The organism is Microbacterium sp. zg-B185 (assembly GCF_030246885.1).
Taxonomy (GTDB): Bacteria; Actinomycetota; Actinomycetes; order Actinomycetales; family Microbacteriaceae; genus Microbacterium.
In genome coordinates, this window is sequence record NZ_CP126739.1 from 2,540,875 (window position 1) to 2,556,107 (window position 15,233).

Consider the following 15,233-nt stretch of genomic DNA (forward strand, 5'->3'; position numbering starts at 1 on the left):
GTGCCCGATTCATCAGTCCGCGAGCGGCACGACCCGTGCTCCTCCGCCGGTTTCGGCGATGACGAGCACGCGAGGGGCGGTGACCCCTTGCAAGGATTCCAGGACCGCAGCGGCGTCCGCGCTCCCGAGGTGCGCCCCGGCATCCGCAGCCCGCCACACGGTGACAGGGGCACCGGTCTCGGCGCGCAGCAGCCGGGCCAGCTCCCCCGCGTCGCCGCCGGTGACCAGGATGAGCCGGCCGATGCTGTCCGGCCGAACGAGCGATCCGGCAAGCGTGCGGTCGCGACGCCAGATCGCGAAGTGGTAGGCGAAGACGAGGGCCGTGGCGCACAGGAGCCCCAACGGCGCACGGACGCGTTCGATCAGTCCGCGCGCGCCGGTCGGATCCAGCCCGAACTCGAACAGGCGGTAGCCGATGACCAGCAGCGTCACGATGGCCACGATCGCGCTCGCCCCGAACAGCGCGATGAGGTAGACGCGACGAGCCGGGTCGGCCGCGTCACCGGCTGTCACCGGGCGCTCCGGGTGCCAGGCCGACCACCACACCGGCGCACCCACCACCAGCGCGCTGATGCCGCCGAGCAGGACGATCCGCGGATCGCTGTCGACGAGGTTCCCGCTGAGCGTGCCCAGCAGCGCGTTGATGACGACGCCGAACCCGCTCGCCGCGCCGATCAGCGCGATCGCCGAGACGACCAGGCGCCCGGCCCGCTGTACCGGGACGGAGCGGCCGGCGAGCACCCGCGCGTGGTAGACCCAGATCAGCGCGCCGATCAGCGCCGCGGCGACGCCGACATCCAGCGCGGAGAGGGCCTCTGCCGGAGGATCGGTGCCCAGGAGGGCGCGCAGCACCGCGAACAGGGTGCTGCCGACCCCGAACAGCGTGGTCGCCTCAGCCGCACCCACCACGAGCACCAGGAGAACGGCCGGGAAAGCCGCCGTCGCATCCTTGGCACCCTCCCGGAACCAGTGCCACCACCACACCAGGGCGCCGACGAGGCACCACACGAGAGCCTGAAGGACGCCGGTGATCCACTGCTGCGATTGCACGAGGACCGTCGAGACGTCGATCAGCGCTCGCGCGATCAGCTCGGCCAGTGCCGAGATGGCACCGGATGCCGCGAGCGTCAGGCCGTACAGGGCGCTCAGCTGAACCGTCAACCCGGCCAGCCGAGTCGGTGCGGTGGCGGAGGCGCGCCGCAGGTGACCGTGCCAGATCCATACCCCCAGCCAGACCACGCCGGCGGAAAGGTCGCCGGGGCGCCATTCGCCGTCTATTCCGGCATTGGCCGCCGTGGCGACCGCCACGGTCGTCACGATCAGGGCGGTGAGCGAGATCGCGGCAAGATACAGCGTCCACGCCAGCGATGACCGCTCCCCCGGATCGGCCAGGTGCCGGCGCTCCCACCACCACAGCAGTGCCGCGAGCGGCGCCGCGATGAGGGTGAACGCCAGCGACCTCGCCAGTCCCCCGTCATTACCGGCGACCATCACGGTGCCGGCCCCGATGGCACGCTCCAGGAGCCCGGCGAGTCCGATCGCCGCGATCACGACCAGCGCGTACAGGATGACGAAGACGATGAGGCGCCGCACCACGTCCTGCCCGCGGCCGGATGACCGGAGCGCGGTTGTGCGTTCCGCCCGCGCGCCGGGAGCCGCGGCGCCCTCGGCCGAGGGCAGCGACGCGCCGCCAGGCACCATCACGCGCCCCCGCCGGCGACGCAGACGGCCAGTTGCCAGGGCGCCATGTCGATGGCCCAGTCGCCGTCCAGCCGGACGAGCTCGAAGACCTCTTCGCTCTCGTACTCGCCCGCCCCCAGCGGCCCCGATCCGTACACGGTGACCACGAGCACCCGCACGCGCGCGGTGTCCTCCCGTTCGCTGCTCTCCAGCAGGGTGAGCCGACGGTCCTCCGTGCCGAGCGGAATGCGCTCGCACGAATCAGCGACGTCGGGGGCGAGGTAGCTCAGCGCCTCGGACACGTCCCCGTCGACCACGGCTTGGGAGTAGCGCTGCACGACTCCCTCGGGTGTCGCCGGATCCAGCAGTGCGGGACCGCCACGCGCGAAGACCGCTATCAGGGCCACGACGACCACCAGGACGACGCCGCTGATCAACGCGATGAGGGCCGCTCGGGATCGTCGGACGTGATCGTCGGTCATGGTGTCATCATGCCGGTTCGCCGCGTCCGACCGCATCGGATCCGGCCCAGACGGCGGGCGCGGCCGCCTTCCAGCCACAATGATCCCTCCGGCCCACTGGCCACCCCCGCAGGATACGATCGATGGTGGGCGAGGATGCCCGCGGATGCCGATCCAGGGGGGTCGCTTTGGCCGATATCGCGACGACGGATGCTGCCACAGGAACCGGTGGCGGTATCACCGCGGAAGGGTTCGCGCGCGTCACCGACAGCATCCTGGCCTCAGTGGGACGGGTCATCGACGGCAAACCTGAAGCCGTGCGCAGCGCCCTGGTCTGCCTGCTCGCCGAGGGGCACCTGCTCATCGAGGACGTGCCCGGGGTCGGCAAGACCATGCTGGCGCGAGCGCTCGCCGCATCCGTGGACGCCACCGTGCGACGCATCCAGTTCACGCCCGACCTCCTGCCCGGTGATGTGACCGGGGTGAGCGTGTTCAACCCGGTGGACCGGGAGTTCGAGTTCAAGCCCGGCGCGATCTTCGCGCACATCGTCATCGCGGACGAGATCAACCGGTCCTCCCCGAAGACGCAGTCCGCGCTGCTGGAGGCGATGGAAGAGGGTCAGGTCACCGTCGACGGCCAGACCCATCCCCTGCCTGATCCCTTCCTCGTCGTCGCCACGCAGAATCCGCTCGAGATGGAGGGCACGTACGCCCTGCCCGAGGCGCAGCGCGACCGATTCATGATGCGGATCTCGATGGGCTACCCGGATCCGCGCAGCGAGGCGCTGATGCTGCGCCAGCGGGACACCGTCAACCCGCTGGACGCCATCGCGCCGGTGGCCTCGGCGTCCCGGGTTGCGGAGCTGGTGGCATGGGCGCGCGCCGTTCATGTCGCCCCCACCATCGAGGACTACGCGGTGGCTCTGGCCGGCGCGACCCGCACGCACTCCGACCTGCGACTGGGTGCGAGCCCGCGGGCCACGCTGCAGCTGGTCCGGGCCGCGAAGGTGTGGGCGGCACTGGACGGGCGCGGCTTCGTCATCCCGGATGACATCACCGCTCTTCTGATACCGGTGTTCTCACATCGTCTGATCCCCACGCGATCGGCCGGCGGGGCTCGCGCACGAACCACCGCCGACGCCATCGCGTCGATCCTGGAACGCATCGCCGGAAGCGTGCGCGTTCCCATCGCCGCCCGCCAGTGACATTCCGATGAGACGCCTCTGGCCGCTGACCGCCCGTGGAACGGGTGCTCTCATCCTCGCCCTGGCGTGCTTCATCATCGCCAGCGAGGTCGGAATCGTCGAGCTGGTGTACTTCGGCATCCTGCTCATCGCCGTGCTGGCGGCCAGCGTCGTCTCCCTGTACGTGACCCGTCGATCCGAGACGGTCTCGCGATCGCTGTCGCCGGATGCGGCAACCGTGGGCAGGGAGGCGCTGGTGACGGTTCGCGTGGGGGTGCGCACCGCACTCCCGACGGCGCCGGGAACCTGGCGCGACACGGTTCCCAAGGGGCTCACCGCGAAGGCCGAGGGGGTATTCCCGGCACTGGGTTCGGGGCTGCGTGGTGCCGAACGCATGATCGAGTTCGCGTATGTCGTCAGCGGCGCGCGGCGCGGCATCCATGCTCTGGGGCCGTTGCAGGTGACCTCGAGCGATCCGTTCGGCCTGGCCCGGCGCACGACCCTGTTCGGCGAGCGCACGAAAGTGACGGTCGCCCCGGCGGTCATCGACCTGCCCGCGCTGAGCAACTTCGCGGGCGAAACGGGCGGCACACTGCACACCACGAACAACCAGCTCGGTCAAGGCGCGGACAACCTGATCGCGCGACCGTACGTCCCGGGCGACTCGATGCGACGCATCCATTGGCGTGCGACGGCGCACCGCGACGAGCTGATGGTGCGGCAGGAGGAGCAGGAGTCCACTCCGGAAGCGACCGTCGTGCTGGACCGCGGCGTGCTGCGCTTCTCCCCTGAGGCGATGCAGGCACCCGGCACCGACGCGGCTTTCGAAGCAGCCATCTCGGCCTGCGTCTCGGTGGTCACGCGGCTCGTGCACGACGGGTACGCGGTGGAGGTGATCGATTCCGACGGCTCGATGCTCGCCGAACGCATCGACGGCGGAGACATGACCGAAGTCGAAGGTCTGGTCAACCACTTCGCCACGGTGACCGCGCGGCGCGACGAGCACCTGGGCAAGCTCGTCCGCGTCTTCGCCGGCGTGATGACCGGACCGATCGTCCTGATCGTGGGCCGCTTCGATCCCGCCGACGCCGACGTCATCGCGCCGGTCGCCCATCACAGCACGCTGCCGCTGCTGCTGGCCGTCGCACCGGTCGGGAACTCGCTCGAGCGCGCCGCCGACCGGGGCTGGCATGCCGCGCTGATCGATCCGGACGGCGACCTCGCCACGTCGTGGTCGGCGGCGGCCGACCGGGGGGTGAGCCATGTCCTCCGATGAGCGTCCCGCCCGGCGCGGTGCAGAGCTGACCCTCACGATCGCGGTGCTGGCGGCCGTGTTCGCGTCGCTCCTGCCTCTGATGCGGGTCGTTCGCCCGAGCAGCTGGCTGCTCGGAGCGATCCTGCTGTCGGTCGCCGTTCTCGCCGCAGGTTTCATCGCCCGCCGCTACCGTCTGCCGGCCGTCGCGGTCAGCCTCGTCGAGGCATCCGTGTGGGTCGTCTTCATGATGCTGGTGTTCCTGCGCGATACCGCGCTGTTGTGGATCATCCCCACCCCCGAGACCGTGCAATCCCTGACCGCACTCGTCTCACGCGGCGGGGAGGAGATCGCGGTCGGCGCCGCACCGCTGGATGCCAGTCTCGCGCTGTCGATGCTGATCGTCGGCGGCACCGGATTGCTCACGCTCGTCGTCGATCACGTGGTGCTCACCGCTCGGATGCCGCTGCTGGGCGCGATCGGTCTGATCGCCGTCTCGCTCATTCCGTCGATTGCCGTGCCGGGCGAGGTCGACATCATGGCGTTCGTGCTGCTGGCGGCGGCCATCCTCTTCCTGATGCGCACCGACACGCGTTCGCGCGAGGAACCGCTGGGACGTGAATCGACCCGAACCGCCGGCGTGCCGGCGACCGCTCTGGGCATCGGCGCGATCGCGGTGGTCGTGACCCTCGTCGCGGCGCCCCTCATGCCGCAGCCCGTCGCCCGCGCCGGGTCCGGCACCATCGGCACCGGACCGGGGATCGACGCGACGCTGCAACTGGGCGACGACCTGCGGCGCCCGCGCGAAGTCGAAGTCCTGCAGGTGCGCTCCAGCGCCCCGTCACCCCCGTATCTGCGCGCCACCACCCTGTCGCAGTTCGACGGAGACGTCTGGGAACCGGACCGGGTCCGCACTGTTCCGCTGGAGAGCGAAGATCCCCTCGGGGGGGTCGTCGTTGACGAGGGCATTCGCCTTGCGGAATACGTCACCTCCGTGGAGGTCCTCAACCTTGCCTCTCCCTGGCTGCCGGTGGCCTACCCCGCCGTGGCGGTCAACGGATTGGAAGGCCAATGGACGGCGGCGCCGTACAACCGCACGATCCTCAGTCAGGCCGGCACGACGCAAGGCCAGAACTACGAGGTCATCACCAACGTCCCCCGGCCGACCCTGGAGCAGATCCGCGCGCACTCCGCGCGCGGCGAGGAGCAGCCAGACGGGACGGCGGCCCTCCCCGCCGACATCGCACCCATCGTCGGGGACCTCGCCGCCGAGGTGACCGCCGATGCGACGAACGACTACGACGCGCTGGTCGCGCTGCAGGGGTGGTTCCGCAGCCCGGAATTCCGGTATTCGCTGGATGCTCCCGTCGAGGAGGGGTTCGACGGCTCCGGCACCGAGGCGGTGGCGAAGTTCCTGGAGCAGCGCGAGGGCTACTGCATCCACTTCGCGTCGGCGTTCGCGCTGATGGCGCGCACGCTCGGGATGCCGACCCGCATCGTAGTCGGCTATCTCCCGGGCAGCGCGACCAGCGACGCGGTGCAGCGCGAAACCCTGTACACCGTGTCCAGCGCCCAGCTGCATGCGTGGCCGGAGGTGCTCTTCGAAGGAATCGGGTGGGTGCCCTTCGAACCGACGAACGGGCTCGGCGTGCCGACCTCGTTCTCGCCCGCGAGCACGATCCCCGGCAGCACGGATGACCCAGCCCTGGCCTCCCCCGCTCCGACCGCGTCTGCCCTGCTCCCCGGGCGCACGCCCGATGACCTCGCCGCAGACCAGACAGGCGGTGAGGCCGGCTCCACCGCCAACGCGATCAACCCGCTGCCCGCGTTGACGGTGGCACTCGGCATCCTGTTCGCCCTGGCGATTCCCGCGCTGATCCGTGAACTGAGACGACGGCAGATGATCGCCTCGGCCCGAGCCGGCGATGCCGCCGCGGCCTGGCTTGTCGTGCAGGACACCGCGATCGATCTCGGCATCGATGTGCCGGCGAGTGAGACGCCGCGCAACCTCGGCACGCGCCTCGTGCAGGCGCACGGGGCGCCCGCCGCCGAGATGAGCCAGTTGATCAGCGCCATCGAACGGGCAAGCTACGCGCCAGGGGGCAAGCATGCCTTCTGGCAGGGTGACGCGATGGCGAATGCAGCGGTCACCGTGAGCGCCGCGATGGTGGCCTCAGTCGACGTTCCGCGCCGGCTGCTGGCGCTGCTGGTACCCCGATCGCTGATCGTACGGCCGGGCAGCGTCTACGCCGGTTCGGGCAGGACCGTCCGCGCAAGGTAGGATGGTCCGCGGCCCGCAAGGGCCACGGAGGATTCGCCTAGTGGCCTATGGCGCACGCTTGGAAAGCGTGTTGAGTGAAAGCTCTCAGGGGTTCGAATCCCCTATCCTCCGCCATGTGATGTCTCGCGACATATGTCTCATATGTCGCGAGACATCTGTCATTTGTGGGGCCAGCGGCCGGGTGGGGTGAGTTGGTTGCGCCAGTAGCCCTGGGCGGGGTTTATGTGGTGTTCGCTGAGGATTTCGCCGGTTTCGAGGTGGGTCACGGTGACGGTGGTTTCGTCGCTGATCGCGAGGATGCGTTTGCCGGTGTGGTGTCGTCCGATGCCGAGGTGGTGCATGCGGCCGGCGCGTCGGATGCTGACGTGGCCGTCGGTGTCGACGCGGTCGTAGCGCAGCCGGTATCGGTCGGGCAGTCGTCCCTCGGCAGGGAGCGCTTTGGCGGTCGCTGCGTATGCCTGTGAGGGAGTTGCGCGATCCAGGGCTCGGTGCGGGCGGTGGTTGTTGTATGCGACGCGGAACCGGTCCAGCTGTGCTTGGAGCTCGAGGATCGTGGTCGCGGTGGGCTGCTGGGCGAGCCAGCGCTTCTGGGTCTGATGGAACCGTTCGATCTTGCCCTGGGTCTGCGGGTGTCCGGGTGAGCCGTTCTTCTGCTTGACCCCGAGGACGGGCAGGAGGTGTTCGAACGCGTTGCGTCCTCCGCCGAACCGTGCCGTATAGACCCTGCCGTTGTCGGTGAGAGTCGAGGCGGGGATCCCGTGTTTGTCGGTCGCAGTCAGGAACGTGGTCACGACATCGTCACCGGTGACGGGGGTGTGGGCGGTGCAGGACAGCAGGAGCCGGGAGTGGTCATCGAGCCAGTTCAGGATCTCCATGTCGGTTCCGTCGTTCAGGCGCCAGTGGGTGAAGTCGGATTGCCAGGTCTCGTTCGGTTGGGCGGCTTCGAACCGGACGTACGAGGAACGCGGGCGCTTACGCGGCTCCGGGGTGATCAGCCCTGCTCGAGTCAGGATGCGGTGGATCGTCGCGTGTGACGGGGCGTGCAACCCTTCGCGGTCCAGATGCCAGGAGATCGTGACCGGCCCGGCATCGAACCCGCGAGCGATCAGTTCAGCGCGGAGCTGTACGACGCGTTCGACAACCTCGGGGGGTGTCGCGTGCGGATTCGTCTTCGGTCGCCGCGACTGCGGATCGACGGCGTCGATACCGTCCTCCCGGTAACGGGCCAGCAACCGATGAAGCTGCCTCCGCGACAACCCATACTGCTCGGCCGCCGCGGCCACGGTGAGCTGCCCAGCGACGATCTTCAAGACCACGACCCGATGCTTCGACATGCATCGGACTGTGACCTATGACCCGAGACATGAGCGACACATCACCTGTGACATATGTCGTGAACCCAGGCACCCTATCCTCCGCCATGTGATGTCTCGCGACATATGTCTCATATGTCGCGAGACATCTGTCATTTGTGGGGCCAGCGGCCGGGTGGGGTGAGTTGGTTGCGCCAGTAGCCCTGGGCGGGGTTTATGTGGTGTTCGCTGAGGATTTCGCCGGTTTCGAGGTGGGTCACGGTGACGGTGGTTTCGTCGCTGATCGCGAGGATGCGTTTGCCGGTGTGGTGTCGTCCGATGCCGAGGTGGTGCATGCGGCCGGCGCGTCGGATGCTGACGTGGCCGTCGGTGTCGACGCGGTCGTAGCGCAGCCGGTATCGGTCGGGCAGTCGTCCCTCGGCAGGGAGCGCTTTGGCGGTCGCTGCGTATGCCTGTGAGGGAGTTGCGCGATCCAGGGCTCGGTGCGGGCGGTGGTTGTTGTATGCGACGCGGAACCGGTCCAGCTGTGCTTGGAGCTCGAGGATCGTGGTCGCGGTGGGCTGCTGGGCGAGCCAGCGCTTCTGGGTCTGATGGAACCGTTCGATCTTGCCCTGGGTCTGCGGGTGTCCGGGTGAGCCGTTCTTCTGCTTGACCCCGAGGACGGGCAGGAGGTGTTCGAACGCGTTGCGTCCTCCGCCGAACCGTGCCGTATAGACCCTGCCGTTGTCGGTGAGAGTCGAGGCGGGGATCCCGTGTTTGTCGGTCGCAGTCAGGAACGTGGTCACGACATCGTCACCGGTGACGGGGGTGTGGGCGGTGCAGGACAGCAGGAGCCGGGAGTGGTCATCGAGCCAGTTCAGGATCTCCATGTCGGTTCCGTCGTTCAGGCGCCAGTGGGTGAAGTCGGATTGCCAGGTCTCGTTCGGTTGGGCGGCTTCGAACCGGACGTACGAGGAACGCGGGCGCTTACGCGGCTCCGGGGTGATCAGCCCTGCTCGAGTCAGGATGCGGTGGATCGTCGCGTGTGACGGGGCGTGCAACCCTTCGCGGTCCAGATGCCAGGAGATCGTGACCGGCCCGGCATCGAACCCGCGAGCGATCAGTTCAGCGCGGAGCTGTACGACGCGTTCGACAACCTCGGGGGGTGTCGCGTGCGGATTCGTCTTCGGTCGCCGCGACTGCGGATCGACGGCGTCGATACCGTCCTCCCGGTAACGGGCCAGCAACCGATGAAGCTGCCTCCGCGACAACCCATACTGCTCGGCCGCCGCGGCCACGGTGAGCTGCCCAGCGACGATCTTCAAGACCACGACCCGATGCTTCGACATGCATCGGACTGTGACCTATGACCCGAGACATGAGCGACACATCACCTGTGACATATGTCGTGAACCCAGGCACCCTATCCTCCGCCAATCTGGAACAAGGCCCGATCAGGTGTTTCCTGCGTGCGCAGGACGCCCGATCAGGCCTAATGCATGAATTCATGCATTAGCGGGTTTGGCGTCAGCCGCCCGCGCCCGCCATGAGACCGCGGAGCGTGTCCACGGCGCCCCTCTGCATCGTCGGCGTCACGTGGCTGTAAATGTCCATCGTCATGGAAATATCGGCGTGTCCGAGGCGTTCCTGAACGATCTTCGGATTCACGCCCGCTTCCATGAGAAGCGTCGCATGCGTGTGACGTAGTCCCTTCAGCGTGAGCGGGCCGGGGGCATCCGCCCCGAGCGCGACACGGTGCGCCACAACGCGTCGTGACGCCGCCTCGGCCTCGGCGGGTGTCGGCGCCCTCGACGTTTACGAAAAGGGGCCGATCGGCTATCGCGAAGTCACGCGACTGTCGGGGCGGAACGGGCGGATCGACGGATCGACGACCGGGCGCGAACCTGTACCGTACGCCGAGTGGGCGCACAGCGCCCGCCTGCGGGACGCCCGGCAACGCGTAGACGGACGCGAGCGGCGCGTCGCGTTCGAGCGGACGCACATCATCCCGTGCGACGCGTGCGGCGTGCGTGACATGCGCGCTAGGTTCCGCGTCGTGAGCGTCCGCGATCGACTCGCCGCCGTGTGTGCGGACTGCGCCCCTGGGATCGAGGCCGCCGCGCGACGCCTCGACCTGCTTCCCGACGGTCGAACGCGCGCGGCCGCACAGGACGCCTTGATCACGCGCCTGTTGGAAGACTCGGACGACGTCGAGGCCGACCTGACGGCCGCCGACGTCGCCCGAGTGGGGGGCGCATCATGACTCGCCTGACAGTCGCCGAAGCGCCGACCGTTCATCCTCGCCTGCTCGACGTTGCGAATGGGATCGCTGCGACCGGCGGGATCGCGATCGTCGGGCGCCCGGCGCCCTGGGGCGAGCGGTCTCCGACGCACCTCGAACGATTCACGCCGCACGCGTTCCTGAACCGACTTCCGCCGCTGCTACTCGCCGAGCACACAGGACCGGCCCGCGCCGCCGACCTGATCGCGGACGGGATCGCGAGCGAATCGTCGAGGCATGGATTCGACGCCGTGTGGAGCTTGCACGACACATTCACCGCCGTCGATCACCTGTTCGGATACCTCGCCGACGGAATCAGCGGGCTCTCGGTCGAAACGCGCGTCAGCGGCTCCCGGTTCACGTCCAGCCTCGCTACCGGTCCCGTGCGCGAGGTCGATACCGCGACTATGTTCGCCGTCGCCGTCGTCGACGATCCGTCGTATCCGTCGGCGCGAATCCTGCATGTCGTCACGCCCGACGCGCTGTGGTCGTACAGCCCCGAGGCCGGGCGCCTAGGGACGACCGACAACGCCGTCGGGGCTGCCCTCGATGCGCGCATGCGTGCGCGCAACGCCGATCGCGCTCGCGAGACCGCGGCGTTCTCAGACCGGATCGCCGACGCCCTGGCGGGGCGCACCGACGCGGCGTCGGCGATCCGCTCCGACCGCCGTCCGAATCACGACCACGCGCCGGTCGAGACAGTGGCAACCGCGCTCGGCGGATTCACGTTGCGCTAGCAGCGATCGACAGCCCCTATGCAATATTCACGGTCGGCGGGAGATCGGAAGCAGTCGCCGACGCATCACCGGCTTGGATCAACCTCACGGACAAACGCGCTGACTCAAGGCAGCACAAGCATGAGCAGCGCTTCGAATCGCAGGAGGGCGCGGTCGAGGCTTGGACTTCTTCCGCGTGCCACGTCAAGATCCATTCGAGACGTAAGACGCGGCTGCCAAGTGGGCTTGACGTACTTCGAAGGATGCAAGGCGCCCTTGATCGAAGTCTGACCGCTCATCGTCTCTTCGTAGGTCAAGTCGAGCTCAAGCGTTTCTGCAGAGGCGTATATCCAGTCTTCGAAGTCACCGTCAGCAAGGGCTATGACGACAGGCTTGCCCGTCGCGGAGGCGGCGCGGCGCGCCAGGTCGACTCCGAGTTGTGCAACACAATCGCCCTCGCCGTCGAGTAGGACGAAAACGCCGACGCATCCAGGACGCGCCGCCGCCGCAGCGACGAACTTTTCTAGGCCGCCATCGACGAGCGCCTTGTCCCTGCCGTGGGCAGGGATTGCCTTGCCGAGCATGTCCGCGAAGACGCCGAGTGACTCCATGTGTTTTCGCAGGAGGACCGGCGCCGCATTACGATCGCCAGCACCTTCGACCACGAGGCCGACGTGCGGCGCTTCATATGACGCGGTCAAAGCGCGTCCACGTCAAGCGCGTCTGACCGGAGTAGCTCGCCGGGCGTTACTAGTCCGGAACGCACCGTCGCGACGGTGTGGGGCGCGACGACGCCGACATGCGATTGACCATTCTCCCCCCAGACAACCCGGAGCGACTCGACGTCAATCGAGTCCACGATGTCGGCGCTGTGTGTCGTGACGACTATCTGAGAGCGCTCCGACTCCTGCGCCAGGATGTCCATCAAGGTGCGAAGCGCGCCCAGGTGGATTGCTACCTCCGGTTCTTCAATCACGAGGAGGTTCGGGCGAGCGGGCTGCTTCATAGCGAGCAAGATGCTGAACGCACGCAAAGTGCCGTCCGACATCTGCTTCGCGTAGAACGCCCGATTTCCGCTCTCCTGACTTTGCGTGAATCGGAAAGTCTGCCGATCGGCCAACCGCTGAATCTCAACACGAACGATGCCTGGCACGAGCGCGCTCAATTCGTCGATTAACTCAGCACGACTCTCGGGGCTCAGCAGCTCGAAAAGACTTGTCGCATTCGATCCGTCCGGCTCGAAGTCGCGCTGGGACGACGGCAACTGTAGGTCCGCCACCATCGCCGGGTTTATCTCCACGGTCTGCATCGTCTGCAAGACCTGACTTACGATGAATCCTGCGAATCCGCCGGACGCTGACATCGCGCTCTGCCCGGGCGGCACGGGGAAGGTGTGACGACGAATCCCACTCTTCGACTCCTCATCTGGTTCTTCAGAGGTCACCTTGCTGCCGTCGCTTGAGAGGCTGAATCTTCGATCGCCGATCCATACTTGTGCGACCTCAGACTTGACGCGGTACGACCTGGGATTTACTGCGCCCAGCTTGATCTCGTAGAACGATTCTCGGTCGCTTCCGATGGTGTGAAACTCGATCCGCAAGCTTGGGTCGTACGGGTGGCCGGAACTCCTATGGCGAAGCTGATCGAAGCCGCCGCGACGCGCCAGAGCGACGGGCAAGCCGTGGATGGGGATTTCACGAAGAAGCTTGATCGCCGCAACGAGATTAGATTTCCCGCTCGCGTTCGGCCCGACTAGCGCGATCAAGTCGGCGAGTTCAAGTCGAGCGTGCTTGTAGGACAAGAAGTTGGTCAACTCCAAAGCGGTGAATCTGACTGGAATCGTCCGGCCGGACTCGACTTGCTCCTCAGCGGAGACGTCAGCGATGCTCATCGCGTCAGAGTATCTCAGCCGTCGAAATCGTCCTGAGGCAAGTTCTCGTTGCGCGTTGCATCGGTGCCGAGGCGATGCCTGAGAGTCCTGGCTCCGACTCGGAATCGACGAGGGCTGTTAGCGAGCAGGAAACCGTCAGAGCGGCGGCGCCCGATCGTCGACGGCGATGACGCCGAACGTTGTCAAGGCATGCGGAAGTGGTCACATTCGCACCTAGAAATAGCGGTCAGGCCACTCTCGCGTACGCGGCTGATGCATCACCATGCATGATTTCATGCATTACCGACCGTGCATGAGGACGTATCTAGCTACGCAACCAAGCTCGACATGTACTCGTAAATGCCTGATGGGCGGGTGTTCTGAGGCCCGCAATGCATCCTAATAGATGCGTGGACTTCACAGTTCGAATCCCCCATCCTCCGCCGCTCCGATCCCAGTGCTTTCAAGGGATTTTCCGTCCGTCAACGTCGCGTGACGCGCCCCCTGACACAGTTAAGGCCGATTTCGACCCCTTGTGAAGCCTGGTGCCATCCGTGCTCCCCAGCCATGGCGGCTCCGCCATACCGTGGGGGCTACTCGGTTGCGACGCGACTGCTCGTTGGGAGGTTGAGGGTGCGTTCGGCGACTTGCTCGGCGACGACGCTGAGTTTGAGTTGGTTGTGGCGGGCGTAGTCGCGGAGGATGGTGAACGAGGCGTGCATGTCAGCGCCGGTTTGCGCGGCGATAACGCCCTTGGCTTGCTCAATGATGACCCTGCTGTCCAGGGCGCGCTGTAGTTGCTCAGCGACCAGTGTGGAGTCGCGGAGGGAACGTTCTTGGAGGATGCCAATGGTGGCGACATCGGCGAGAGCCTGGGCGATCGCGAGATCCGGCTCGCTGAGCTCGCCGGTGGCGACGCTGAAAAGGCCCATCGCGCCGATCGTTTGACCGCGTAACCGCAACGGGAATGCGTGCATCGACTGGAAGCCGTGCCTGGTCGCCGCGTCACAGAACGCCGACCACCGGTCTTCCTGAGAGATGTCCGCGATCGTCACGCCCTTGCCGGTCGTGTATGCCTCCACGCACGGTCCCTCGCCGGCGTTCAGCTGAATGATTTCCACGAACTCGGCCTCTTCATTGGTGGAGGCGATCAGCTGTAACCACCCATCCGTGTCGGCGATCAGCAACCCCCCTGCCTCGGAATCGACCAGGAGGGTGCACTGTTGCACCAGCGTGTCGAGCAGGTCGACCACGTCGTAGTCGTCGACCAACGTGTCCGCAAGCTTCACAAATGCGGCGCTGAGTCGGGCATCCCGCGATTTCTTAGCCATCATCGTTGTCCTTCGTCCAGTGTCCTGCGGATCAGGCTGTCTCGCTACCCGTTAGGGGCTCGGTGAAGTCCAGGACCCGTGTCACCACGTCACGGGCGACCTCATCCACGCTCCGCCCGGTGGCGTACGCATGCCCGCGAAGCCGGGCGAACGCGTCCGTAACCGAAGTGCCGAGTTGGACTGACACCATGCCGGTCGCTTGATGGACATGACGCCGCGTCCCCGCAACCCGCGCCGAATCCTGCCGTTCATCGCTTTTCGCATCTGCGACCGCATACGCCGCGGCTTTCCCCGCGGCAGCTCCGGCGAGCGCTATCGCGTGGGCGACATCGAGGTCGGAAAGATCGCCCGGTTTGAGGCGGTACAAGTCAACGACTCCCACGGTTGCCGCGCCAATGCGCAACGGGAATGAGAACATCGCCCTCGCCTCGGTCAGCACAACGGCGTGTCCGAACATCGGCCACCATGAGTGGTCGGCTGATCGCACATCGGGCACCAGCACGGGCTTCCCGAGCGCCAGCGCCCGGAAATGCGGGCCCTCTCCGAGGTCGTATTGCAACTGCTCGAGACGCGCGGCCAGCGCACCGCTGGAGGACACCGTGGAATGGTTCCCGGCCACGGTCACCACCGACACCGACGCTCCATCGACGGGTAGACGCGCCACGAAGCTGGCGTGCAATTCATCCGAAGCCAGCTGGTCGTCGCCGCCGGTACCGCCACCAGCTCCCACCATGAGCCCCTCGTTTCCCAACCAGCAGGCGAACACCGACTACCGGAACGCGGGGACTGGGCGTCGTAGCCCTGACTCTACAGGGTCGGCCTTCATCGACCCTCCGCGCCGTCCAGCCGCGACCGACCCAAGAACGCTATCCGCCGGGACGCGAT

14 protein-coding genes and 1 tRNA gene are annotated in these 15,233 nt (G+C 67.1%); 6 read left to right on the forward strand and 9 right to left on the reverse strand.

Features of this window, described 5'->3' with window-relative positions:
- Positions 1–12 precede the first annotated feature (12 nt).
- A complete protein-coding gene (locus tag QNO12_RS12210) occupies positions 13–1,701 on the reverse strand; it encodes a DUF5671 domain-containing protein (RefSeq protein WP_257504063.1) in 1,689 nt (562 codons plus the stop codon).
- Positions 1,701–2,162, reverse strand: coding sequence for an LpqB family beta-propeller domain-containing protein (locus tag QNO12_RS12215; RefSeq protein WP_257504059.1), 462 nt, complete (start codon positions 2,160–2,162; stop codon positions 1,701–1,703). Before QNO12_RS12215 ends, QNO12_RS12210 begins: the two co-directional genes overlap by 1 nt.
- Positions 2,163–2,329: 167 nt before the next feature.
- Between QNO12_RS12215 and QNO12_RS12220 the strand changes: the two genes are divergently transcribed.
- From QNO12_RS12220 to QNO12_RS12235, 4 genes are all read left to right on the forward strand, one after another.
- Complete coding sequence (locus tag QNO12_RS12220) at positions 2,330–3,346, forward strand: AAA family ATPase (protein ID WP_257504060.1); 1,017 nt, start codon at positions 2,330–2,332, stop codon at positions 3,344–3,346.
- Positions 3,347–3,353: 7 nt separating this feature from the next.
- Positions 3,354–4,601 carry a DUF58 domain-containing protein gene (locus tag QNO12_RS12225; protein WP_257504061.1) on the forward strand — a complete coding sequence of 416 codons (1,248 nt, stop codon included), beginning with the start codon at positions 3,354–3,356 and terminating at the stop codon, positions 4,599–4,601.
- Positions 4,588–6,858 (forward strand): transglutaminase TgpA family protein, encoded by a 2,271-nt coding sequence (locus tag QNO12_RS12230; RefSeq protein ID WP_257504062.1) that lies wholly within the window; start codon positions 4,588–4,590, stop codon positions 6,856–6,858. Before QNO12_RS12225 ends, QNO12_RS12230 begins: the two co-directional genes overlap by 14 nt.
- Positions 6,859–6,884: 26 nt before the next feature.
- Positions 6,885–6,972 (forward strand) — tRNA-Ser (locus QNO12_RS12235).
- Positions 6,973–7,016: 44 nt separating this feature from the next.
- Here QNO12_RS12235 and QNO12_RS12240 read toward each other — a convergent pair.
- The 3 genes from QNO12_RS12240 to QNO12_RS12250 all read right to left on the reverse strand — a co-directional run bounded on the left by QNO12_RS12240 (position 7,017) and on the right by QNO12_RS12250 (position 9,914).
- The gene (locus QNO12_RS12240) at positions 7,017–8,192 is read right to left on the reverse strand and encodes an IS481 family transposase (RefSeq protein ID WP_257524820.1); all 1,176 of its coding nucleotides are present in this window, start codon (positions 8,190–8,192) and stop codon (positions 7,017–7,019) included.
- Positions 8,193–8,323: 131 nt separating this feature from the next.
- A complete protein-coding gene (locus tag QNO12_RS12245) occupies positions 8,324–9,499 on the reverse strand; it encodes an IS481 family transposase (RefSeq protein ID WP_257524820.1) in 1,176 nt (391 codons plus the stop codon).
- A 178-nt stretch (positions 9,500–9,677) separates the two neighbouring features.
- Entirely contained in the window at positions 9,678–9,914 is a 237-nt protein-coding gene (locus QNO12_RS12250) for a tyrosine-type recombinase/integrase (protein WP_257502982.1), read from the reverse strand.
- A gap of 292 nt (positions 9,915–10,206) precedes the next feature.
- On the opposite strand from QNO12_RS12250, the gene QNO12_RS12255 reads away from it, so the two are divergent.
- Complete coding sequence (locus QNO12_RS12255; RefSeq protein ID WP_257502983.1) at positions 10,207–10,413, forward strand: hypothetical protein; 207 nt, start codon at positions 10,207–10,209, stop codon at positions 10,411–10,413.
- A complete protein-coding gene (locus tag QNO12_RS12260; protein ID WP_257502984.1) occupies positions 10,410–11,168 on the forward strand; it encodes a hypothetical protein in 759 nt (252 codons plus the stop codon). The genes QNO12_RS12255 and QNO12_RS12260 overlap by 4 nt, the downstream gene beginning before the upstream one ends.
- Positions 11,169–11,272: 104 nt before the next feature.
- On the opposite strand, the gene QNO12_RS12265 is transcribed toward QNO12_RS12260, so the two are convergent.
- The 4 genes from QNO12_RS12265 to QNO12_RS12280 form a co-directional block, all read right to left on the reverse strand.
- Positions 11,273–11,758, reverse strand: coding sequence for a hypothetical protein (locus QNO12_RS12265; RefSeq protein ID WP_350338518.1), 486 nt, complete (start codon positions 11,756–11,758; stop codon positions 11,273–11,275).
- A gap of 86 nt (positions 11,759–11,844) precedes the next feature.
- On the reverse strand, positions 11,845–13,038 hold the full coding sequence (locus QNO12_RS12270; RefSeq protein WP_257502985.1) for an AAA family ATPase: 1,194 nt from the start codon (positions 13,036–13,038) through the stop codon (positions 11,845–11,847).
- 572 nt (positions 13,039–13,610) lie between these two features.
- The gene (locus tag QNO12_RS12275; protein ID WP_257502986.1) at positions 13,611–14,348 is read right to left on the reverse strand and encodes a GAF and ANTAR domain-containing protein; all 738 of its coding nucleotides are present in this window, start codon (positions 14,346–14,348) and stop codon (positions 13,611–13,613) included.
- A gap of 31 nt (positions 14,349–14,379) precedes the next feature.
- Positions 14,380–15,081: a GAF and ANTAR domain-containing protein gene (locus QNO12_RS12280; RefSeq protein WP_285177986.1), complete on the reverse strand. Its 702-nt coding sequence runs from the start codon at positions 15,079–15,081 to the stop codon at positions 14,380–14,382.
- Between the last annotated feature and the right edge of the window lie 152 nt (positions 15,082–15,233).

Excerpts from the sequence above, each read along its gene's own strand:
- QNO12_RS12210 (WP_257504063.1), bottom strand. The coding sequence starts at position 1,701 with ATGGTGCCTGGCGGCGCGTCGCTGCCCTCGGCCGAGGGCGCCGCGGCT.
- QNO12_RS12215 (WP_257504059.1), bottom strand. The coding sequence starts at position 2,162 with ATGACCGACGATCACGTCCGACGATCCCGAGCGGCCCTCATCGCGTTG.
- QNO12_RS12225 (WP_257504061.1), top strand. The coding sequence starts at position 3,354 with ATGAGACGCCTCTGGCCGCTGACCGCCCGTGGAACGGGTGCTCTCATC.
- QNO12_RS12230 (WP_257504062.1), top strand. The coding sequence starts at position 4,588 with ATGTCCTCCGATGAGCGTCCCGCCCGGCGCGGTGCAGAGCTGACCCTC.
- QNO12_RS12240 (WP_257524820.1), bottom strand. The coding sequence starts at position 8,192 with ATGTCGAAGCATCGGGTCGTGGTCTTGAAGATCGTCGCTGGGCAGCTC.
- QNO12_RS12245 (WP_257524820.1), bottom strand. The coding sequence starts at position 9,499 with ATGTCGAAGCATCGGGTCGTGGTCTTGAAGATCGTCGCTGGGCAGCTC.
- QNO12_RS12260 (WP_257502984.1), top strand. The coding sequence starts at position 10,410 with ATGACTCGCCTGACAGTCGCCGAAGCGCCGACCGTTCATCCTCGCCTG.
- QNO12_RS12265 (WP_350338518.1), bottom strand. The coding sequence starts at position 11,758 with ATGGAGTCACTCGGCGTCTTCGCGGACATGCTCGGCAAGGCAATCCCT.
- QNO12_RS12270 (WP_257502985.1), bottom strand. The coding sequence starts at position 13,038 with ATGAGCATCGCTGACGTCTCCGCTGAGGAGCAAGTCGAGTCCGGCCGG.
- QNO12_RS12275 (WP_257502986.1), bottom strand. The coding sequence starts at position 14,348 with ATGGCTAAGAAATCGCGGGATGCCCGACTCAGCGCCGCATTTGTGAAG.
- QNO12_RS12280 (WP_285177986.1), bottom strand. The coding sequence starts at position 15,081 with ATGGTGGGAGCTGGTGGCGGTACCGGCGGCGACGACCAGCTGGCTTCG.